We start from the raw sequence: 20,369 nt of genomic DNA, 5'->3' as shown, positions 1-20,369 counted from the left end.
CGTCGGTATCGGTCAGCGGCTCGACGTCGGGCGCAGGCGCACAGGGACGGAGGTGTGTCCGTTGCTGATCAGGCTCGGCAGCCTCTTCAGATCGGGCCTGTCCGTGGCGAGTTGGGCGTCGGGGAAGCGTTCGAAGAGCAGGCGCAGGGCGGTGGCGACTTCGAGTCGGGCAAGTGGGGCGCCGAGGCAGAAGTGGACGCCGTGTCCGAAGGCGAGGTGTTCCTTGCTGGGGCGGGTGGCGTCGAAGCGGTCGGCGTCCTCGTGCCAGTCGGGGTGCCGGTTGGCGGCGGCGTAGGAGGCGAGGATCGCCTCGCCGGTCTTGATCGTCTGCCCGTCCGGGAGGGCGATGTCGGTGCGGGCATAGCGCAGGGGAAGGTGCTTGACCGCGGGCTGGTGGCGCAGGGTCTCCTCGACTACGCCCTCCCAGGTGCAGCGGCCGTCCCGGACGTGGGCCAGCTGCTCTGGCTCGGAGAGCAGGGTGGTGATGGCCTGGTCGATGACGTTGACGGTGGTCTCGTACCCGGCGCTGATCATCAGCAGGAGCGTGTCGCGCAACTCGGCGTCGCTGAGGGCGGAGCCGTCGCCCTCCTCGTCGCGGGCGGCGATCAGCAGCGAGGTCATGTCCTCGCCGGGCTCGGTGCGCTTGATCTCGATCAGGGCGTCCAGCAGGCCGTACAGGGTGGCGGTGTTCGCGGCTTGTTCCTCGGCGGAGAGGTGGGTGGCGAATACGTTGTCCACCACGGTGCGGAACTCGGTGCGCCGGCCGGCGGGGACGCCCATGAGCTTGCCGATGACGGCGATCGGGAGCGGGTAGGCGAGGTGCTCGCGCAGGTCGGCTACCTCATCGGCAGGGAGGGCGTCGAGGTCGTCGAGGATGCCGTTCACGAGGATCTCGATGTCCGCCTGGAGGGCGGCGGTACGGCGGGCCGAGAGGGCGGGGGCGACCATGCGCCGCAGGCGGCTGTGGTTGCCGCCGTAGGCGGTGAACATGTTCTCCACCGCCACCCACAGGGCCAGCGGCCAGGTGGGGACCGTCTCGGCGAAGGCCGGCCAGTGGGCGCGGCCGTCCTTGGAGACGTCCTTGCTGGTCAGAAGCTGCTTAAGGAGGGCCGGGTCGGAGACGGACCAGGCGCGCACGCCGAGGATGTCCACGAGAGTGGCGGAGCCGCGCTCGCGCAGGGCCTGGTGTTCGGCGTCCGGGTCGGATCCGGTGGGGTCGAGGACGAGTATCTGCCGTTCGGACACGTTGGGGCCTCTTTCAGCTTGAGGGGAAGGTGACGGGGAGGGAGACCAGCGAGCGGTGGAAGGGGCCGGGGCGCCAGACGAGGTCGTCGCGGTGGCCGTCGAGGTCCATCTCGGGCAGGGCGTCGAGGACGTGGAGGATGGCGGTTTCGGCGATGAGGTAGGCGTGCGTGCTGGCCGGGCAGCCGTGCGGGCCGGCGCCCCAGGCGAGGTGGGCCCGGTTGCCCAGTGGCCGGTGGGTTCCCAGGGCGGGGTCGTTGTTGCAGGCGGCATAGCTGATGACCACCGGCTGGTCGGCGGGCAGCAGGTACCCGCCGATGTCGGCCGGGCGGGGCGGGTAGGACATCGCGAAGTTCGCGAGCGGCGGGTCGCGATAGAGGACGCTGTCCAGGGCCTCGCGGACGGAGGCGTCGCCGGCGTGCAGGTCACCGGAGAACTCGCTGTTGGTGAGCATCTCCAGGAGGGTGTTCGTGATCAGGTTGGTCAGGGGTTCGATGCCCGCCCCGTACAGGGTGATTAGCTGCTGGCCCATCTCGGTGTCGTCCAGCCGGGCGACATGGACGAGGAGCCTGCTGGTCACGTCGTCACCGGGCTCTCGGCGGCGCAGGGCGACGAGGTCCGCCACGGCATGAGCCATGATCTGGTTGCCGATGGAGGCGTTGACCCCGTCGAAGATCTTCGCCATTCCGTCCGCGATCCTGTGGCCGACCTCGTCGGGGCAGCCGAGCAGGTGGCTGAGCGTCTGGAACGCGAGAGGCCAGGCGTACTGGGACAGCAGGTCCGCCTTGCCGCTGCCCCTGAAGGCGTTGATGGTCTGCTCGGCAACCAGTTCGACGTGGGCTCGCAGCGCGTGCTGGTCGACAGCCCCGAGGGCGGCGGTGTTCGCGGCCCGGTAGCGGGCGTGCTCGGCGCCGACCGAGCGCAGGGCGTTGGGGCGCCACTCCATCATCGGCCGGATGGGGCAGGTGTCAGGGACCGAGGTCTGCCACTGGCGCGGGTCGGCGGGGAAGCGTTGCGGGTCGCCGAGGATGCGGCGGGCCTCCTCATAGCCGACGACCAGCGTGGCGGGCACGCCGGGGGCCAGGTCCACGGGCACCAGAGGGCCGAACTGCTCGCGCATGCGCTGGTAGGCGGCGTGCGGATTCTGGGCGAAGTCCGGTTCGTACAGGGGGATGCGGTGGGTCGCGGTGCTCACGGTCGGGGCTCCAGACGGTGCGCGAGACGGGCGAGGTATTCGGTGAGCTGGATCAGGGCCTGCATGCAGGACGCTCGCTCGCGGGCATCGCACACGGTCAGCGGCGTGTGTCCCTCCAGGGCGAGGGCCTCGTGGACTTCTTCGAGCGGGTGGCGGGGCGCGCCGTCGAACTGGTTGACCGCGACCGCGTAGGGGACGCCGTTCTCTTCGAGGAGGCCGAGGATTTCGTGGGAGGCGTCCAGGTCGCGGGGGTCGACGAGGACCAGGGCGCCGAGGGCGCCGATGATCAACTCCTGCCACAGGAAGCTGAATCGGGCCTGGCCGGGGGTACCGAACAGGTAGAGCACGAGGTCGTCGCTGAGGTGCTTGCGTCCGAAGTCCACGCCGACGGTGGTGGTGGACTTGGCAGGCGTGCGGGCCAGGTCGTCGACCAGGGCGCTCGCCCGGGTGATGGTTTCCTCCATGTGGACCGGAGGCACCTCGGAGACGCTGCCGACGAAGGTGGTCTTGCCCACGCCGAAGGCTCCGGCGACCACGATCTTCGCGGTAGCCGTCACCGTGCGCGCGACGAACCGGTCAGGCGTGAGCGCGGAGTCCATGAAGAACCCTTTCGATGAGTGAGGCCCGGGGCCGGTCGTCGTCCTGGCCCTGGGCGAGGGTCATCAGTCCATGTCCGATGAGGTCGGCGACGAGAATCCGGGTGGTCGAGGGCGGGAGGGCGAGTGCGGAGGCGATCTCGGCGACGGCCAGCCCTCCGCCTTGCGCGGGTGCGAACAGGGCGAGGACGCGCCGTGCGTCCGGGTTGAGGCCGGGACGGGTGCCGGTCGCGGCGAAGACCAGGCTCTCCAGGCGCACGTCCTTGCTGGGGCGGGTGCGTCCGCCCGTGCGGACGTAGGGCCTGACCAGATCCGGGTCCTGCCGCGGCCTGCTCATGCCAGCGGTGCTTCCGTGCCGCCGGCGATGCGTGTCTGGACACCCAGCTGTTCGCCCACGCTCGCGGCCAAGCGCAGGGCGGCCTCGCTGATCACCCCGATGTCCGCGTGAGGGCTGTCGGTGCGGACGGCGAGCATGGTGTTCTCGCCAGCCGGGATGAGCAGGGAGATGTGGTCGACCGACTCCATGACGAACTGGCGGACGCCCCCGCCGTTCGTCTCCCGGTCGTAGGCCCGCGATGCTCCCCACAGCGTGGAGGCGATGGCCGAGATCTTCTCGGCGCGCTCGCGCGGCAGCCGATCGGTGTAGGCCGGGCTCATGCCGTCCGCGGCGACCAGCACGGCGTATTCCACGCCGGCGGTCTCCTCCAGGCTTTCGAGGAGCCAGCCGATGTTCTTGTCGGTCATGCGTCGTGTCCTTGGTCGTTGTCGGCAGTGGGGACGTGGGTGCCCTGCTCGGCGCGGGCCCGCTGAGTGCCACGGGCCCAGGCGGCGATCACGCTCGCTCGCCCCGGCTCGGCGTTGGCAGGGCGGGGAACGGGAGCGGAGGCGGGTGCGGCGCGGCGGCTGCGCACCGTCAGTCCGCTGGCGGTCGTGCGGGCAGTGGAACGCTCATGGTCGGATTCCCCGGCTGTCGGCGGGACGGGGGTGAGCGCGGGTTGTGTGGCTACCGGAACCGGGGCGAGAGCAGGGAGCCGGCCGGACGCGGCAGAGGCGAGAGCAGCTGGCGGATCCTTCTGCACCGGCTGCGAGGATGCCGGCGGCGCCTGGGGCGCCGTGGTGAGGAGATCCTGGGGAAGGGTGAGGAGCGCGCGGGTACCCAGAAGGGAGTTGGGCGCCTGGACATCGACCCGGAATCCGTAGGCGCGCGCGAGGGCGGCGGCGACTCGGAACCCGGTCTGCGGGCGGGCGCCGAGCTGCGTGATGTCGTCCGTGCGCTGCCCGGTGAGGATGTCCCGGGCGCTGTCGAGCTGCTCCGGCGTCATCTGCAGGCCGCTGTCGTCCACGAAGACGGTGACTCCGTGGTGGCCCTGTTCGAAGGACACGTGCACTCTCGACTGTGGTGGCGAGAAGCGCAGCGCGTTGTCCAGCAGGAGCGCGAGGGCGTGCACCACGGGCCCGACCACGCGGGTCTTCACCGCGACGGTGAGTTCCTGGGGCTGTACGCGCTGGTAGTCCTCGACGTAGCCCATCGCGGCCCGCACCACATCGGTCAGCGTCGTCGTGGGCCAGTGCCGGGTCAGCTTGCCGCCGGCCAGGATGGTCCAGCCCTGAGCGACCAGCAGCATCTGCTGCACGGTGTGGTCGATATCGGTCAGCGTCTCGAACGCGGCGTCGTCCTCGTGCTCGCGAACGCCCTCGCTGACCTTGCGGCTGGTCTTGGCGGCCATGCCCACGAGCGCCGACGACACACTGCGCACTGCGGCCTCGGTCGACCGCACAGCAGTGGCACTTACCCGAGCGATCTCTTCCTGGGCGGCAGTGTGCGAACGCCGCAACTCCTCCGCCCCGAGCGTCTTCGCCTGCTCGATCTCCTGGTGCGCCGCGTACTGGATGTCGCGGATCACGGCCTGGACGACGCCGGCGGTGGCCTTGACCACGTTGGTCAGGTGCGCACCGACTGCGGTGCCGGCCAGTTCCGGTGCGGGGGCCGGCACCGTGATCCGACCGCCCGACCGGTGGATCTGGGGCAGCGTCTCGTGGACCAGCTTCTGCAGGGCACCCTCGGTGGCCTGTTGTTCGCGGGCCAGGAGGTGTGCCCGCCGCCGCGTCATCTGCCATCGGCGGTGGCTAACCCAGGCCGCTGCCACCGCGACGATGGCCGCGGCGGCAAGCACGATGACCATGGTGGTGGCGGTCGTGTTCATCAGACACCCACCGCCAAGAGCACGTCGGCCTCGGCTGCGGGCGCCCCCGAGTCGAGCTGCTGCAGCAGGAGCGCGGACCCAATCACCCCGATGTGGCTGTACGCCTGCGGGAAGTTGCCCAGTTGTCGCCCGGTGGCGGGGTCGTACTCCTCGGCGAGCAGACCGAGGTCAGTGCGCAGGGCCAGCAGCCGGTCGAAGAGAGCGTGGGCTTCGTCCGGGCGGCCAGTCAGGGCGAGCGCATCGACCATCCAGAACGAGCAGAGCAGGAAGGTCCCCTCGTCACCGTTCAGGCCGTCGAGCCCGATACGGTCGCCGGCGGTCGGGTAGCGCCGTACGAGGCCCTCCGGGGTGGACAGTTGCTGACGTACTGCCTCCACCGTCCCGAGCACTCGGGGATCGTCGGGAGGCAGGAATCCCACCCGGGGGATCAGCAGGAGTGCGGCGTCGACCTCCTGTGATCCGTAGGACTGGGTGAAGGTGTTGCGGACCGGATCGAATCCGCGCGTGCATACCTCCTGGTGGATGGCCTCGCGCAGTTCAATCAGGGCGAACAGGTCGGCGTCCAGGACGGCGGCCTCGACCAGGCGGATGGTCCGGTCGATCGCGGCCCAGGCCATGACCTTGGAGTGCACGAAGTGGCGGCGCTCACCTCGGATCTCCCAGATTCCCTCGTCGGGCGTCTGCCACCGCTCGGCGAGGTGCTCGACCAGCCTCTGGTGCAGGACCGCGGTGTCGCCGCAGCGGGCCACCCCGCTTTGGTGGGCGAGGTACAGGGTCTCGATCACGTAGCCGTACACGTCGAGCTGCAACTGGTCTACAGCCCCGTTGCCGATCCGGACCGGGCCGGAGTTCTCGTAGCCGGGCAGCCACCGCAGCTCCCGCTCCTGGAGATCCCGCTCTCCGGTGATCCCGTACATGATCTGCAGGTTCTCCGGATCGCCGGCCACGGCCCTCAGCAGCCACCGCCGCCATGCCTCGGCCTCCTGCCAGTACCCCGAACCGAGCAGGGCGCCCAGGGTGGTGGAGGCGTCGCGCAGCCAGGTGTAGCGGTAGTCCCAGTTCCGGCGACCACCGATCTCTTCTGGCAGCGACGTGGTCGGCGCTGCGACGATGCCGCCGCTGGGGGCGTACGTCATCGCCTTCAGGGTGATCAGCGACCGGACGACTGCTTCCCGGTGCGGGCCGTCGTAGGTGCATTGGCTCGTCCAGTCTTCCCAGAAGGCGAGGGTCGCCGCGAGCGCCGCGTCGGGATCCGGGATCTCCGGCGCGACACCGTGGGAGGGCCCCCAGCTCAGTACGAAGGCGATGCTCTCGCCGGCGGTGACCGTGAAGGAGCTGACGATCGCGCCGTCCTTCTCAACCTGCCCGGTGGACGTGTCCAGCCACAGGGCGTCCCCGCCGCCCTCAGCGATCATGCGTCCGCCCAGCTCATGGATCCACGGGCTGACCCGGCCGTAGCCGGGGCGGGCGCGCAGCGTGGAAGCCATGGCGATCTGGCCAGCCGTTCCCTCCACGATCCGGATCACCTGCGGTGCCCCGTCGCGCGGCGGCATGAAGTCGGTGACCTTCGCGCTGCCGGAGGACGTCGTCCAGACTGTCTCCAGCACGAGGGACTCGCCGACATAGCGCCGCTCGGCAGTCGCACCGGCTCCCTCTTCGTGCGCAGCGGCCGGGGCTATGCGCCACGCTCCGTGCTTCTGCGTGCCAAGCAGCGCAGCGAAGGGGGCCGGCGAGTCGAAGCGGGGCAGGCACAGCCAGTCGATCGAGCCGTCGTCGCAGACGTGGGCACTGGTCTGCATGTCGCCGATCAGGCCGTAGTGCTCGATACGCGGAAGGCGTTTCATCGTGTAGATCTCCGTTAGGCCCCGCGAGTCCGGGGAGGGCTTTAGGGCCGTCGAAACGGCCGGCGAACTGTCGGTGAGGCGAGAGTCCGGGGGTCACCGGTGAGGCGGCGACTCGCTCCGCGCCGGTGCGGGTTCCTCGTCCGCTGACGGGGAACTGGTTGGCGGATCACCGCGGAGAACCAGCCATGTCGTGGGACCAAGGATCAGGACGATCAGAACCGCCCCGGTGGCGGTCATGTCCGGGGCACCGACGCGGCCAGGACGAGACAGGCGAAGGCGATCGCGAAGACTGTGCCGCGCAGCAGGTTGATCGGCGGTGTCCGCCAACGCCGTCCCCGCTGCCGCATCGCACGGCCGGTGCCGTGGGCCTCCACGGTCGCCACGAGCTCCTGGGCCGCCTCGGCCAGTTGGACCAGATGCGCCCTGCTGGGCATGTAGCCGTCGGGGACCCCCGCCGAGCCGAGCTGCTGCGCGCGGCGCAGCGCCGGCTCCTCCTTGGGCACCAAGATGCCGAGTCGATTGATGTGACCGCGCAGACGCCTCGCGAGGTCTTCAACATCGGCGGTGGTCTCCGGCAGCGGCGAGTCCTCGTCCAGCACGAGCGCCACTGTCTCGGCCGCGGCCACCGCTTGATTGCGCGGTGAAACCGGCTCGACAGCCATGCGGCCCTTCCTGTTGGACGCGACGTGTTGACAGGCGTCCTGGCGGGGAGCCAGCGAGAGGCGCATGACACAACTCCTGTTCGGATCAGGCCAAGTTGATTGGGGTTCGCCGTGCGGGGCCGGCGGTCGTCGTGCAAAGTGACTGATCCGGTCGCTACGTTGAGCGAACCGTGAATCCCCGCTGGGGGGTATGCCTGCGCGACCGCCGAGGCCGTCAAAGGCGTCAAAGATCATTTCGGAACCGAGGGGCAGCCCATGGCCCGTGTGCGAAACGTCGCCCTCGCCGCACTTCTGCGCGAAGCGGGCTGGTCTCAGCCGCAAGCAGCCGGAGCGGTCGCCCGGGTAGCCGCGGAGAGCGGGGTGCGTGAGCTGGAGGCCATCTCCCGCTCGCACATCGCCATGTGGGTGCAGGGCACGCAGCCGAGCGGTCGGGCACCTCATATCCTTCGCGAGACGCTGTCCCGCAGGCTCGGCCGCCGCCTCACCCTGGCCGACCTCGGGCTGGAAGGTGAAGCGACAGGCAAGACCGACAGCGGTTCCGACTGGAGCGTCGATCCTCTGACCGTGCTGGCCGAGCTGGGAAGCGACGACCTCGATATGCACCGACGTAAGCTGCTGGCGACCGCCGCGTACTCGGCCGCCGGCCTGGCCTTGCCCACTGCCTCGTGGTGGGCAGCCGCTCCTGCCGCAGCGGCGAAGCGCCCAGCAGTCTGCCCTCGACTGGTGACGCAGGCCGACATCGACGACGTCCGCGATCTGACGACCTTCTACTCCGCGCGTGACCAGCAGCGAGGCGGCGCCTCTGGCCGATCGGCCCTCGCCGGCCATCTTCGCGACGAAGCGGTGCCCCTGCTCGGCAGCAGGTTCGGCACGGAGCAGCTTCGTCGCGACACCTACTCGGCCGTGGCGGAGATGGCCTATTTGTCGGGGTGGATGGCTTTCGACGCCTCCGAGCACCGCACCGCCCAGCGCTACCTCACTCTCGCCGCCCGCATAGCGGCCGAAGCGGGCGACGGGCCGCTCGGCGGCCACATCCTGCGCGCCCTCGCGCACCAAGCCGTGGACCTTGGGCACCCCCGCCGCGCCCTCGTCCTGGCCGACGCCTCCATGAACCGCGACCGCTACGGCCAAGCTAGCCACCGTGAGAAGGCCCTGCTCGCGATCGTTCACGCACGCGCCCTCGCGGCCGACGGCGACCGCGCCGGGACTCTCGCGGCCATCAGCCGCGCGGAGCGGGATCTCTCGCGCGCCGACAACAGCGAGACTCCGAGCCGCGTGAGCTTCTTCCAGGAAGCCTCCCTGGCCCACGAGACAGCCTGCGCCCTGCGCGACATGGGCCAGCCATTGGACGCGGAGATCCACTTCAAGCGCAGCGTGGCCACCCGCCGCCGCCAGCAGTACGCCCGCACGCACAGCGTGACCCTCGGCTACCTCGGCGCGGTCCAGGTCCAGCAAGGCCGCCTCGACGAGGCATGCGCCACCTGGAACCAAGCACTCGACGCCATGGCCGGCGTCCAGTCCGGCCGTGCCCGCGACGTCATCGTCCGCATCCAGAGCGACCTCTCGCCCGTCCGGCAACGCGGAGGCCGACATGTCACCGAACTGGACCACCGAGCACGGGGCATGCTGCGCACCATAGGCTGACCACAGAGCGGGTTCGCGGCGCTGGCCGGGGCCCGCCGTGCATGCTACGCCGAGGGAGAGGAACGAGCGCCGATGGCGACGTACGAGGTCGAGTCGATCGCAACAGTCGTCGGGGGCCACACCCGCGTTCAGGACGACTACCAGGGCGGGGTCGAATCGATCATTCGGCTCGACGACGCGTACCCCCTCGAAACGCTGCAGGGAATCGGAGAGTTCTCCCACCTGACGGTGACGTGGCGCTTCCACCTGGCGCGACCCGAAGACGTCGAGCTCCACGCACGCAGCCCACGGGGAAACCAGAACTGGCCGCCGACAGGTACGTTCGTCCACCGCAACCACCGGCGCCCCAACCAACTGGCGATCAGCTACCCGCGGTTGCTCAAGGTCGAAGGCCGGGACCTCCTGGTCACCGATCTCGACGCCGTTGACGGAACGCCCGTGATCGACCTGGCACCGTACTTCGAACAGATGGGACCTCGGGGCCCGATCCATCAGCCCGCATGGCCTGGCGAGATGCTCGAACCGAATTACTGGGCGAAGGCAAGCGAACGGCCCTCGGAGCGCCCTGCGTAACGGGAGTGACTGAGCTGTGCTGCTCGTCGTTTGGCTGGTCGGGGACCAGCTGGAGGTCTGACTCAAGCCGCAGCCCTCGCGTACCGGAACTCACACCACGTCTCCTCGCCGCTGCTCTCCCACGCGTCTGAGATCGCATGGACAAGCCGGATCCCGCGACCGGATTCACCGTCAGGTCCGGCTTCCTTGAGTACAGCGGGGGCCGGATTGCGGTCGGTTACCGAGACCCGCACCACGTCGACGGTCACCGTGATCCGGAGCACGACTTCGCCCTCACCGTGAACCACGGCGTTGGTGACCAGCTCCGAAACGGCCAGCACGACGAACCCCGCCACCGGCTGCGGAACACGGCACCGTCGCAGGAACGCCCTGGTTGTCTGCCGCATCTCCCCAGCTTTCGTGGGATCCGGGAGAAAGGCCGCCTGACAGGCATGGGGTGCCGCCGTTATGTCGGCCCATGCCGATGTGCTGCGTCGGTCCTCCTGGGCCGGCTTCACACACGACGTGCCTGCTGTGGCCGCAGAACTACGGATGCCCCCGCCGGGCGGGGTCGCCTCTTGGAGCCTGGTCATGGGGGCTATCGCACCGCGCGGCGACGCCGTCGACCAGGGGAATCCAGAGGGGGAAAAATCTGTCAAGGGGGGAAACCAGAGGGGGAATTGAGGCCATGATTGGATTCCGCCCACCAACAGAGGTCACACTCATGCCAGATCCGTTCGCCGACCTGCTCCTCCGGCTTCGGCAGGATGCGGGCCGGACGCAGGAGGAGCAGGCAGACGCGATCAACGCTGTCTCCGGCCGGGACACCATGACCCGCCGAGAGATCAGCCGCTATGAGAACTTTGAGAACATTCCTACCAATCACACAATCGGCCATATCGCGGCGGCCTGCGGTGTCCCCTTCGAGGAACTACAGCGGGAGGCTAAGGCTGCCCGCGCTCGGAAGAGAGAGGGGCATGCCAATGCAGGGGAGGATCAGGACGCCGTGAAGCGTCGCACGCTGCTGGGTGGTGCCGCCATCGGCGTGAGCGCGGCTGCCGAGCCCTGGGGGCGCCTGGCCTTCGCCCTCAGCAAGGGGTCCAAGATCGATTCGCCCTCCGCCGTCGCGCTCATCGACCGGGCCGCTGAACTGCACGTCCAGGAACTCAATCTCAGTGCCCGGCGACTACAAAGCACGGTCGAGTCACATCTTGACGCGATCACCGCGGCCCTGCCCCGTGCCGGCGAACACGAACGGGCTCTCACTATCGCCGCCGGAGAAACTGCCGCTCTGGCTGGTTGGGTGGCCTGGGACCTGGGCGAGCACGACAAAGCCGACGCCTACTACAAGGTCACGTCGCAGTGCGCGGCGACCGCCGGGCACCCTCCACTCCGAGCCCTGGCCCTGACCTACACCAGCTACGGCGCCTCGACGCCGAAGGCGAAGTTGGAGATCCTTTCTCAAGCGGCCAGCGACGTGCGAGGCCACGGCAACGCTACTGCCGCCGCCTGGGTCCTCGGCAGGCACGCGGAGGAAGCTGCAGCGGCCGGCGACGAGACGGGGGCACTCCGGGCCTTGGAGCGAGCGCGCTTCGCCTACGACTTCGCGGATCACACCAGCGAGCAGGCGTGGGTCCGGTTCGTGACCCCGTACCGCATGGACTCGTTGGCCCTCTCCGTCTACGGCCAGTTGGGGCGTCCCGAACTAACGTCCACAGCAGATACCGCAGTCGACCGTCTAGGGGACGAACTACCGGACGGGGGCGTGGTGGTTCTCGGCGATCTCGCTTCGGCCCTACTGCGTGGAGGCGACGTCGACCAAGGCGTCTACGTGTCACGCCAATTCGCTACGGCGGCACAGGCCAAGCCCAACACGATGGGCAAGGAGCGCGCAGAGACTATCGCAGCGTCGCTCCCCGACAGAGAGCGAGAACTCGCCGTCTATCTGCGGCAGTTCGCATCCTGAGCCCCCTCCGGCGGTACGCGGCAAACCCGGGACGCGAATGCTGTCGTACGTCCGGCCCGGCGCTCCTCAGTCCTGTGCCGTCTCCTCGACGACCCAGGACAGGTACGCCTCCGACCCGCCGGTCACGGGCAGTGTGATCCATTGGGGGACGTCGTACGGGTGCCTCTCGTGGAGCCACGCTTCCAGCGCCGGTAGACGGTCCGTCGTAGTCATGTACGAGATCCGCCACTCCTGCGCCGCCTCGACCTTCCCCTTCCACCAGTAGAAGGCGGTGATCGGCGCATCGATGTGAACGCCCGCTGCCAGCTTGCTCTCGACCGCGCCCTGGGCCAGTGCCTTCGCCTGATCCTCGTCGTCGCTGGTCGTCTGCGCAATCACAATATCGTTGGCCATGCAACTACCTCTCCAGCTCGGGTACCGCGACCCTACCCAGCCGTCCAGGGCACACCGAAAGCCGGTCGCCGGCCGTGAAGGTGAGTGGGGCTCGACCACGACGTGGATCAGTCAGACGGCAGCGGGTCATTCGGGGTTGCGCGTCGCTTCGGCACTGCGGGTGGCAGGTCCTCCCATCAATGAGGTTGTGCGGTTGCATGATGCAGGCGCCAGCGCATTTCTTGTACCTGCATAAGTCCACGGCAGGAGGACTTCATGCAGCCTGTGGGCGGGCATTCGCTCACGGCAGACGAGAAATGGGACGACAGGACTGGATACCTCCGCCGGGACCATGTCAACGTACAACGTCCCGGAAAACACCAGGCCAGGATGCGCAGATACTCCACTGTGGTCAGGGTTGCGAAATATCTCGGAATCCTGCACCGCGTGTGACTGCCTTGCTGGCATGGCCCCTACTTGGGAGGTTCGCCTGTCTGGCCCCGCTATTCGATCCGCTCGCTTCACTTCACCCGCCCTCTTTGCCCTCGGCGCACTGAACGCCTGGTACGGCCAGGCGGCGGGCGACTATGGCGCCGTCTCCACCGGGCTGTGCGTACGCACTGCCGGCCTCTTCGGCGAGGACTTGCTGCAATGCGGCTACCGCCGCGATAGGGCCGTCCTCGCACATGCTGCGGTGCACCCGGAGCTGCAACTCGGCATGTGGCCCCGTGCCATCGGGGTTCCTGAGCGTTTCGTGGTGCGGAAACTCGGGGGCGTGACTGGCAGCGCGGGACAAGCCTCTTGCGGAGCGCGAGCGCAACATAGGCCACGATCGCCGGTTAGCCAAACCGTTGATCGTGGTGACCATTACTTCCATGCCTGCACGATCGCTGCTCCTTCCATCTGCCGCACCCGCTCCTGCTGGCGCCGCACGCGCCGCATTCCTCAACGTCAAGGATGCCGCCGAGTATCTCGGCCTTTCACCGCACACGCTCTACGTCTGGCGGCACCGGCGGCAGGGGCCGCCGAGCTTCCGCATGGGTCCTCGCGGTCGCGTCATGTACCGCCGAGAAGCCGTCGACGCCTGGATCCGTGAACAGGAGCAGGCCGACTCCCGCTCCAACGCCGTCCTGAGCCCGCTGAGCGCCACTCCTCAGCAACGGCCCAGCCGAATCCCCAACGCCTGACGCTCCCACGCCTCAGAGCGCCGTTTCCCCCTCGACAAGGAGTATCACCTGGCCGGCTACATCGAAGATCGTTGGATCAAGAAGAAGAAGGACCCGATAACCGGGCAGAGGGAAAGAACCGCTCGCTACGGCAAGGGGAAGCGGTACAAGGTCGCCGGTATCCCCGGAGTCCGGGATCGCTCCTTCGACACGTTGGAGGACGCCAAGGCGTGGCTTCGTCGAGCAGCCACGGACGAAGAGCGGGGCGAGTTTGTGGACCCGCGCGACGGATCCATCACACTTGCCGACTACATTGCGATGCACTGGGCGCCGGGCAGGGGCGGAGTTCCGAAGACCCAAGACAACCAGGAGCGGAGAGCGCGCCTTCACATCATTCCGCACCTGGGTCAACTCCCCCTCAGGAACATCACGGCGGCGGATCTGCGCGCGTACATAGCCAAGTTGGAGTCAACCGTCTCCTCGGTCGACTACCAGCGCGGCATTCTGTCCGAGCTCTCCTCCATTCTGGAAGCGGCTGTCGACGACAAGCGGCTCGCCAGGAACCCCATGCATGCGAAGTCCGTGCGGTGGCCAAAGGCGCCGCAAGAGCGACGCGACGCGTGGCGGTTGGAGACGGCGCTGCGAGTCCGCGACGTCATCAGCCCACGAAACCGGATAGCCGTCGTAGTCGGCCTGGGATGCGGGCTCCGTCAGGGCGAGGTGTTTGGGCTGAGCCCGGAGGACATCGACTACGCGCGAGGCGTCCTCCACGTCCGCCGCCAAATACAGGCGATCCGTGGAAGGTTGTACTTCGCCCTGCCGAAGGGGAAGAAGACCCGTACCGTCGACATGCCCTCCTCGGTGGCCGAGGAGCTGAAGCGCCACGTCGAAGCGTTCCCACCGGTGGAGGTGGAGCTTCCGTGGGGGAAGCCGGAGGGGCAGGGCAGGAAGTTCTCCCTGCTGCTCACCACACGACTCGGCAACGCCGTCGCGGTGAACACGTGGAACACCTACACCTGGAAGCCCGCGCTGGCCGAGGCCGACATCATCCCGCCGCGCGCCGAGGGAGCGAAACCCTGGCAGTGGGCGGCGGCCCCGAAGGACGGCTTCCACGTGCTGCGGCACACCTATGCCTCGATCATGCTGGAGGCCGGAGAGTCTGTCGTGACCTTGGCGCGGTGGCTCGGGCACTCCTCGCCCGCGATCACCCTCGGTTACTATGCTCACTTCATGCCGGAGGCCGGAAGCAAGGGGCGCACCGCCATCGACGGACTGCTCGGGGAGCGGGGAGATCGGCAGGCCAGCCAAAACTCCCCAGATTCTCCCCAGGCCCGTTAACGGGTGGTTCCCGCTGCTACGCCCCTCCAAAGTTGGCCGTGGATTGCAAGGTCCAAGAGATGGGTGGCCTGGGAAAATGCTGAAAGAGGTCACTGCGACCCGCTATGTCACACCCTTGCGTGAGGGGGGCTCGCTCCCGGGCATCGTCGAGGCCGACGATCTCGGCACGTACGTCATGAAGTTCACCGGAGCCGGACAGGGGCGCAAGACGCTCGTTGCGGAGGTCGTCTGCGGTGAACTCGCCCGTCGGCTCGGCCTGCGCGTACCCGGTCTGGTGACGATCGACCTGGATCCGGTCATGGGCCTTGGCGAGCCGGACCAGGAGGTCCAGGAGCTGCTGAAGTCGAGCGGGGGGCTGAATCTCGGGATGGACTTCCTCTCCCGCGCGATCGGCTTCGACTCACTCGCCTTCGATGTGAGCCCCGAGGAGGCCGGCCGGATCGTCTGGTTCGACGCGCTCGTCAACAATGTCGACCGCTCCTGGCGCAACCCCAACATGCTCGTCCGAAGCGGCGACCTGTGGCTCATCGACCACGGCGCCACGATGATCTGGCACCACCACTGGCCCGGCGCGGGGGCCTCCGCAGCCAAGCCGTACGACGTCTCCGACCACGCGCTCGCGCCCTTCGGGCCGGACATCGCCTCGGCCGCCGCCGAGCTGGCGCCGCTGGTCACGGAGGAACTGCTCGCCGAGGTGACCGCCGAGATCCCCGAGGTGTGGCTGGCCGACGAGCCCGGCTTCGACTCGACCGACGCGCTGCGCCGCGCCTACGCGCAGCCGCTCCTGGCGCGCGCCGCCGTCATCCACGAACGCATCAAGGGCATCGAGGGGGACAAGTGAGCGAGCGGGACGTCTTCGAGTACGCGCTGCTGCGCGTGGTGCCGCGCGTCGAGCGCGGCGAGTGCTTCAACGCGGGCGTGCTGGTGTACTGCCGCGCCAAGTCCTTCGTCGCGGCGCGGACACATCTGGACGAAACCAAGCTGCGGGCGCTGGACCCGGAGGCGGACATGGCGGGCGTACGGGCCGCGCTGCGCGCCGTCGAAGGGGTCTGCACCGGAGGAGAAGCGGCTGGTCAGGCGGCCCGCGATGACGCAGGGCGGCGTTTTCGCTGGCTGATCGCGCCGCGCTCGACGGTCGTCCAGCCGGGGCCCGTGCACACCGGACTCACCGCCGATCCGGCGGCCGAGGTCGGACGGTTGCTCGACCTGCTGGTCAGGTAATGGATCACACCCACGCGGTGTGCCGTTGACACCGGGTGCCAGGGCTTCTAGCGTCACGTCTGCTGAAGGTACTAAGCGGTCGCTCACCGAAGTGGCGTACCGTGAGCCGCAGGCTTTTCAGGACCGCCGAGGCGTCCGCGAGGGTGCCAAGGTTGCCGAGACGGGCCTTCCCACAGGCTTTCCGACAGGCTTTTCCAAGGGCGAGGAGAACCAGCAATGTCCACCACTGAGCAGCGCGTCGCCGTAGTCACCGGTGCCGCGCGCGGCATCGGCGCCGCGACCGCCGTACGTCTGGCCGCCGAGGGCCGCGCCGTCGCGGTGATCGACCTCGACGAGGCCGCGTGCAAGGACACCGTGGAGAAGATCACCGCCGCCGGTGGCAAGGCCATCGCGGTCGGCTGCGACGTCTCCGACGAGGCCCAGGTCGAGGCTGCCATCACGCGGATCGCCGAGGAGCTCGGTGCGCCGACGATCCTGGTGAACAACGCGGGCGTGCTCCGCGACAACCTGCTGTTCAAGATGAGCGCGTCCGACTGGGACACGGTCATGAGCGTGCACCTGCGCGGCTCCTTCCTGATGACGCGAGCCGTCCAGAAGTACATGGTGGACGCCAAGTTCGGCCGGATCGTGAACCTGTCCTCGTCCTCGGCGCTCGGCAACCGCGGCCAGGTGAACTACTCCGCCGCCAAGGCCGGTCTGCAGGGCTTCACCAAGACGCTCGCGTTCGAGCTCGGCAAGTTCGGCGTCACCGCGAACGCCGTCGCGCCCGGCTTCATCGTCACCGACATGACCGCCGCCACCGCGGCCCGCGTCGGCATGGGCTTCGAGGAGTTCCAGGCCGCCGCAGCCACGCAGATCCCCGTGCAGCGCGTCGGCAACCCCGACGACATCGCCAACGCGATCGCCTTCTTCACCGGCGAGGCCGCAGGCTTCGTCTCCGGCCAGGTGCTGTACGTGGCCGGCGGGCCGCTCAACTAAGGCCGGGGGACACGGACATGACCACACTTCCCGAACTCTCGGGCAAGGTCGCGCTCATCACGGGCGCGAGCCGCGGCATCGGCTACGGCATCGCGGAGGCCCTGGTCGCCCGCGGCGATCGGGTCTGCATCACCGGCCGCAACGAGGACGCCCTGAAGGAGGCCGTCGAGGCGCTCGGCTCCGACCGTGTCATCGGCGTCGCCGGCAAGGCCCACGACGAGGCCCACCAGGCCATCGCCGTCGAGCGCACCATGGAGGCCTTCGGGCGCGTCGACTACCTGGTCAACAACGCCGGTACGAACCCGGTGTTCGGGCCGATCGCCGAGCTGGACCTCAATGTGGCGCGCAAGGTCTTCGAGACCAATGTCGTCTCGGCGCTCGGCTTCGCCCAGCAGACCTGGAAGGCCTGGCAGAGCGAGAACGGCGGCGCGATCGTCAATATCGCCTCCGTCGCGGGCCTCGCTCCCTCGCCGTTCATCGGCGCGTACGGCATCAGCAAGGCCGCCATGATCAACCTGACCGTGCAGCTGGCGCACGAGTTCGCGCCCAAGGTGCGGGTCAACGCCATCGCGCCCGCCGTGGTGAAGACCAAGTTCGCCGCGGCCCTGTACGAGGGCCGCGAGGCGGAGGCGGCCGCGGGCTACCCGCTCGGCCGGCTCGGCGTGCCCTCCGACATCGGGGGCGCCGCCGCGTTCCTCACCTCGCAGCAGGCGGACTGGGTCACCGGCCAGACGCTCGTGGTCGACGGCGGCAAGTTCCTGAACGCCGGAGTCGAGTAACCCGCGCGTTGTGGAAAGTTGACAAAAACTACGACGGTGTCGACCGAGGTCGACTTCGACGAAGACTTCGGCAACGGGTTCACAGAGGTCTGACAACGTAGTCACATCCGTGCTGATCAAGTGCCCTGCCGGGAAGGTGGTTCCACCGGCAGGGCACTGCGGTATGGTCTGCCGACCCTTGGTACGGCAGATCGAGGAGCGTGCGCGTGTTCAACCGGAACCGATGTCTGCGGCAACTGGCGGCGGCCACGTCCATAACCCTGGTGGCCGGGTGTGGCGTGTTCTCCTCGGGATCGTCCGGCGACAAGGGGCCGATCGTCGTGGGCACCACCAGTGCGCCGAGCACGCTGGACCCGGCCGCCTCCTGGGACGGCTCCTGGGAGCTGTTCCGCAACATCTACCAGACGCTGCTGAGCTACCCCAACGGCGCGGTCACGCCTCAGCCGGACGCGGCCAAGAACTGCGAGTTCACGGACCGATCCAATCGCACGTACCGCTGCGTGCTCCGCCCGGACATGAAGTTCTCCGACGGAGACACGCTCGATGCCCGGGCCGTCAAGCACTCCATCGACCGGATCAAGAAGATCGGGGTACGCGGCGGTCCGGCGGGCCTGCTCGGCAGCCTCGACCGGGTCCAGGTACTGGGTGACCGCGAGGTCGTCTTCCACCTCAACAAGCCGGACGCCACCTTCCCATTTGTCCTGGCCACCCCCGCCATGTCGATCGTCGACCCCGACGACTACCCCGCCGACGCCCTGCGCACGGACGACAAGGTCTTCGGATCCGGGCCGTACACCCTCCAGTCCTACGAGGAGGGCAAGAAGGCCGAACTGGTCAGGAACGACCACTACGACGGCTTCGCCCAACGCAAGAACGACGCGGTCACCATCCGCTACTTCCCGGACTCGGCCCAGATGGTCGAAGCCCTCAGGGAAAAGAAGATCGACGTCACCTACCGCGGGCTCGCAGCATCCGACATCGTCGAGCTCCAGGGGCGCGACTCCCAGAAGGGCATCCAGCTCCTCGAAGGCGCCGGCACCGAAATCAGTTACCTGGTGTTCAATCCGAAGGACCCGTGGGCCGGGAAGCTCGCGGTCCGCAAGGCGATCGCCCAGCTCGTCGACCGGCCGGCCATCGTGCACAAGGTCTACAAGGACACCGTCGACCCGCTGTACTCCATGGTCCCCGCGGGCCTGATCGGGCACAGCGCCGGGTTTTTCGACGACTACGGGGACCCCAGTTCGTCCAAGGCTCGCAAGATCCTCCTGGAGGCGGGTATCAAGGAGCCCGTCCCGCTCACGCTCTGGTACACGACCGACCGCTACGGTTCCGAGACCGCCCCGGAGTTCCGGGAGCTCAAGAGCCAGCTCGAGGGCTCCGGCCTGTTCCGCGTCACGCTGAAGAGCCGTCCCTGGAAGACGTACGAGGCGGGCTACCGCAAGGGCGAGTACCCGGTGTTCGGGCGCGGCTGGTTCCCCGACTTCCCGGACGCCGAGAACTTCATCGCGCCTTTCGTGGGCGATCAGAACGCCCTCGGTACGCCCTATCCGGCCCCGCGGATCACGAACAGCCTGCTGCCGGAGTCGCGTCGTCAGAGCAACCGCGGCGCCGTGGTCAAGGAGTTCGAGGAGGCCCAGCAGATCCTCGTCGACGACGCCCGGCTGCTGCCGCTGTGGCAGGGCAAGCAGTACGTGGCCGCGAGCGAGGAGATCTCGGGCGGCGAGCGGGCCCTGGACCCGTCGACGATCATGGCCATGTGGGAGCTGCACCGCAAAACCAGCTGGTAGCGCACGGCTGGACCGGCTGGACCAGCCGTGCGGGAGCGGGCCGGAGCCGATTGTCAGTGGGCGACGGTAGGTTCTGTGGTCTGGAAGTGACCGCACATCGGAGGAAGTTGACGTGACCGATATCGCCATGCTGCCCGAGTCCTGGCGCGGCGTCCTGGGCGAGGAGCTGCAGCAGCCCTACTTCAAGGAACTCACCGAGTTCGTCGAGGAGGAGCGCGCGAAGGGTCCCGTCTACCCTCCGCGGGAGGAGGTCTTCGCCGCGCTCGACGCGACGCCGTACGAGCGGGTGAAGGTGCTCATCCTCGGCCAGGACCCCTACCACGGTGAGGGTCAGGGGCATGGCCTGTGCTTCTCGGTCCGCCCGGGGGTGAAGACCCCGCCTTCGCTCCGCAACATCTACAAGGAGATGAAGGAGGAGCTGGACACCTCGATCCCGGACAACGGCTATCTGATGCCGTGGGCCGAGCAGGGCGTGCTGCTGCTGAACGCGGTGCTGACCGTGCGCTCCGGCGAGGCCAACTCGCACAAGGGCAAGGGCTGGGAGAAGTTCACGGACGCGGTGATCCGCGCGGTGGCCGACCGGCCCGACCCGGCCGTCTTCGTACTGTGGGGCAACTACGCGCAGAAGAAGCTCCCGCTGATCGACGAAGAGCGGCACGTGGTGGTGAAGGGGGCGCACCCCTCGCCGCTGTCCGCGAAGAAGTTCTTCGGATCGCGTCCGTTCACGCAGATCAACGAGGCGGTGGCCCGGCAGGGCCACGAGCCCATCGATTGGCAGATCCCGGACCTGGGCTGACGCCACAGCCGCTGGGCCGGACCGTCA

General features: G+C 68.6%; 21 protein-coding genes. 11 read left to right on the top strand and 10 right to left on the bottom strand.

The genetic code is table 11. The features are described from left to right. Positions 1-12 precede the first annotated feature (12 nt). The 8 genes from ACIBK0_RS16455 to ACIBK0_RS16420 form a co-directional block, all read right to left on the bottom strand. A complete protein-coding gene (locus ACIBK0_RS16455) occupies positions 13-1,245 on the bottom strand; it encodes a cytochrome P450 (RefSeq protein ID WP_399080128.1) in 1,233 nt (410 codons plus the stop codon). A 13-nt stretch (positions 1,246-1,258) separates the two neighbouring features. Further along, positions 1,259-2,437 carry a cytochrome P450 gene (locus ACIBK0_RS16450; RefSeq protein ID WP_399080126.1) on the bottom strand — a complete coding sequence of 393 codons (1,179 nt, stop codon included), beginning with the start codon at positions 2,435-2,437 and terminating at the stop codon, positions 1,259-1,261. Further along, the gene (locus ACIBK0_RS16445) at positions 2,434-3,036 is read right to left on the bottom strand and encodes an ATP/GTP-binding protein (protein WP_175309475.1); all 603 of its coding nucleotides are present in this window, start codon (positions 3,034-3,036) and stop codon (positions 2,434-2,436) included. The genes ACIBK0_RS16450 and ACIBK0_RS16445 overlap by 4 nt, the downstream gene beginning before the upstream one ends. Further along, on the bottom strand, positions 3,014-3,370 hold the full coding sequence (locus ACIBK0_RS16440) for a DUF742 domain-containing protein (RefSeq protein ID WP_399080124.1): 357 nt from the start codon (positions 3,368-3,370) through the stop codon (positions 3,014-3,016). The genes ACIBK0_RS16445 and ACIBK0_RS16440 overlap by 23 nt, the downstream gene beginning before the upstream one ends. Then, positions 3,367-3,777, bottom strand: a complete 411-nt coding sequence (locus ACIBK0_RS16435) for a roadblock/LC7 domain-containing protein (protein WP_329159790.1) — start codon at positions 3,775-3,777, stop codon at positions 3,367-3,369. Before ACIBK0_RS16435 ends, ACIBK0_RS16440 begins: the two co-directional genes overlap by 4 nt. After that, a complete protein-coding gene (locus ACIBK0_RS16430) occupies positions 3,774-5,237 on the bottom strand; it encodes an ATP-binding protein (protein ID WP_399080122.1) in 1,464 nt (487 codons plus the stop codon). Before ACIBK0_RS16430 ends, ACIBK0_RS16435 begins: the two co-directional genes overlap by 4 nt. Continuing rightward, positions 5,237-7,081 (bottom strand): glycoside hydrolase family 15 protein, encoded by a 1,845-nt coding sequence (locus ACIBK0_RS16425; RefSeq protein WP_399080120.1) that lies wholly within the window; start codon positions 7,079-7,081, stop codon positions 5,237-5,239. Before ACIBK0_RS16425 ends, ACIBK0_RS16430 begins: the two co-directional genes overlap by 1 nt. 233 nt (positions 7,082-7,314) lie before the next feature. Continuing rightward, positions 7,315-7,743, bottom strand: coding sequence for a DUF6415 family natural product biosynthesis protein (locus ACIBK0_RS16420; RefSeq protein ID WP_399080118.1), 429 nt, complete (start codon positions 7,741-7,743; stop codon positions 7,315-7,317). Positions 7,744-7,998: 255 nt separating this feature from the next. Between ACIBK0_RS16420 and ACIBK0_RS16415 the strand changes: the two genes are divergently transcribed. Both ACIBK0_RS16415 and ACIBK0_RS16410 read left to right on the top strand, forming a co-directional pair. Continuing rightward, complete coding sequence (locus ACIBK0_RS16415; RefSeq protein ID WP_399080116.1) at positions 7,999-9,387, top strand: Tat pathway signal protein; 1,389 nt, start codon at positions 7,999-8,001, stop codon at positions 9,385-9,387. 72 nt (positions 9,388-9,459) lie between these two features. Beyond that, complete coding sequence (locus tag ACIBK0_RS16410) at positions 9,460-9,960, top strand: SAM-dependent methyltransferase (RefSeq protein ID WP_329159780.1); 501 nt, start codon at positions 9,460-9,462, stop codon at positions 9,958-9,960. A 62-nt stretch (positions 9,961-10,022) separates the two neighbouring features. Here the strand turns inward: ACIBK0_RS16410 and ACIBK0_RS16405 are convergent, their stop codons facing one another. Further along, a complete protein-coding gene (locus tag ACIBK0_RS16405) occupies positions 10,023-10,409 on the bottom strand; it encodes an ATP-binding protein (RefSeq protein ID WP_399080426.1) in 387 nt (128 codons plus the stop codon). 254 nt (positions 10,410-10,663) lie between these two features. Between ACIBK0_RS16405 and ACIBK0_RS16400 the strand changes: the two genes are divergently transcribed. Continuing rightward, entirely contained in the window at positions 10,664-11,905 is a 1,242-nt protein-coding gene (locus ACIBK0_RS16400; protein WP_399080424.1) for a helix-turn-helix transcriptional regulator, read from the top strand. 66 nt (positions 11,906-11,971) lie between these two features. Here the strand turns inward: ACIBK0_RS16400 and cutA are convergent, their stop codons facing one another. Beyond that, positions 11,972-12,298 (bottom strand): divalent-cation tolerance protein CutA, encoded by a 327-nt coding sequence (cutA, locus tag ACIBK0_RS16395; RefSeq protein ID WP_399080113.1) that lies wholly within the window; start codon positions 12,296-12,298, stop codon positions 11,972-11,974. 854 nt (positions 12,299-13,152) lie between these two features. On the opposite strand from cutA, the gene ACIBK0_RS16390 reads away from it, so the two are divergent. The 8 genes from ACIBK0_RS16390 to ACIBK0_RS16355 all read left to right on the top strand — a co-directional run bounded on the left by ACIBK0_RS16390 (position 13,153) and on the right by ACIBK0_RS16355 (position 20,342). Next, a complete protein-coding gene (locus ACIBK0_RS16390) occupies positions 13,153-13,464 on the top strand; it encodes a helix-turn-helix transcriptional regulator (protein WP_399080111.1) in 312 nt (103 codons plus the stop codon). 297 nt (positions 13,465-13,761) lie between these two features. After that, a complete protein-coding gene (locus tag ACIBK0_RS16385; RefSeq protein WP_399080109.1) occupies positions 13,762-14,781 on the top strand; it encodes a tyrosine-type recombinase/integrase in 1,020 nt (339 codons plus the stop codon). Between the two features lie 76 nt (positions 14,782-14,857). Beyond that, positions 14,858-15,622, top strand: a complete 765-nt coding sequence (locus ACIBK0_RS16380) for a HipA family kinase (RefSeq protein WP_399080106.1) — start codon at positions 14,858-14,860, stop codon at positions 15,620-15,622. Further along, positions 15,619-16,002, top strand: coding sequence for a DUF3037 domain-containing protein (locus tag ACIBK0_RS16375; protein WP_399080104.1), 384 nt, complete (start codon positions 15,619-15,621; stop codon positions 16,000-16,002). The genes ACIBK0_RS16380 and ACIBK0_RS16375 overlap by 4 nt, the downstream gene beginning before the upstream one ends. A gap of 216 nt (positions 16,003-16,218) precedes the next feature. Then, a complete protein-coding gene (gene fabG, locus ACIBK0_RS16370; RefSeq protein WP_399080102.1) occupies positions 16,219-16,980 on the top strand; it encodes a 3-oxoacyl-ACP reductase FabG in 762 nt (253 codons plus the stop codon). 17 nt (positions 16,981-16,997) lie between these two features. After that, positions 16,998-17,759: an SDR family oxidoreductase gene (locus tag ACIBK0_RS16365; protein WP_399080100.1), complete on the top strand. Its 762-nt coding sequence runs from the start codon at positions 16,998-17,000 to the stop codon at positions 17,757-17,759. 206 nt (positions 17,760-17,965) lie between these two features. After that, positions 17,966-19,546 carry an ABC transporter substrate-binding protein gene (locus ACIBK0_RS16360; RefSeq protein ID WP_399080098.1) on the top strand — a complete coding sequence of 527 codons (1,581 nt, stop codon included), beginning with the start codon at positions 17,966-17,968 and terminating at the stop codon, positions 19,544-19,546. Between the two features lie 112 nt (positions 19,547-19,658). Continuing rightward, entirely contained in the window at positions 19,659-20,342 is a 684-nt protein-coding gene (locus tag ACIBK0_RS16355) for a uracil-DNA glycosylase (protein WP_399080096.1), read from the top strand. Positions 20,343-20,369 lie beyond the last annotated feature (27 nt).

Origin of the sequence: Streptomyces sp. NPDC050564, from assembly GCF_044457265.1 — a bacterium.
Classification (GTDB): Bacteria; Actinomycetota; Actinomycetes; order Streptomycetales; family Streptomycetaceae; genus Streptomyces.
The sequence above is the reverse complement of the archived record's forward strand: the minus strand, read 5'-3'. Positions and strand labels throughout refer to the sequence as shown.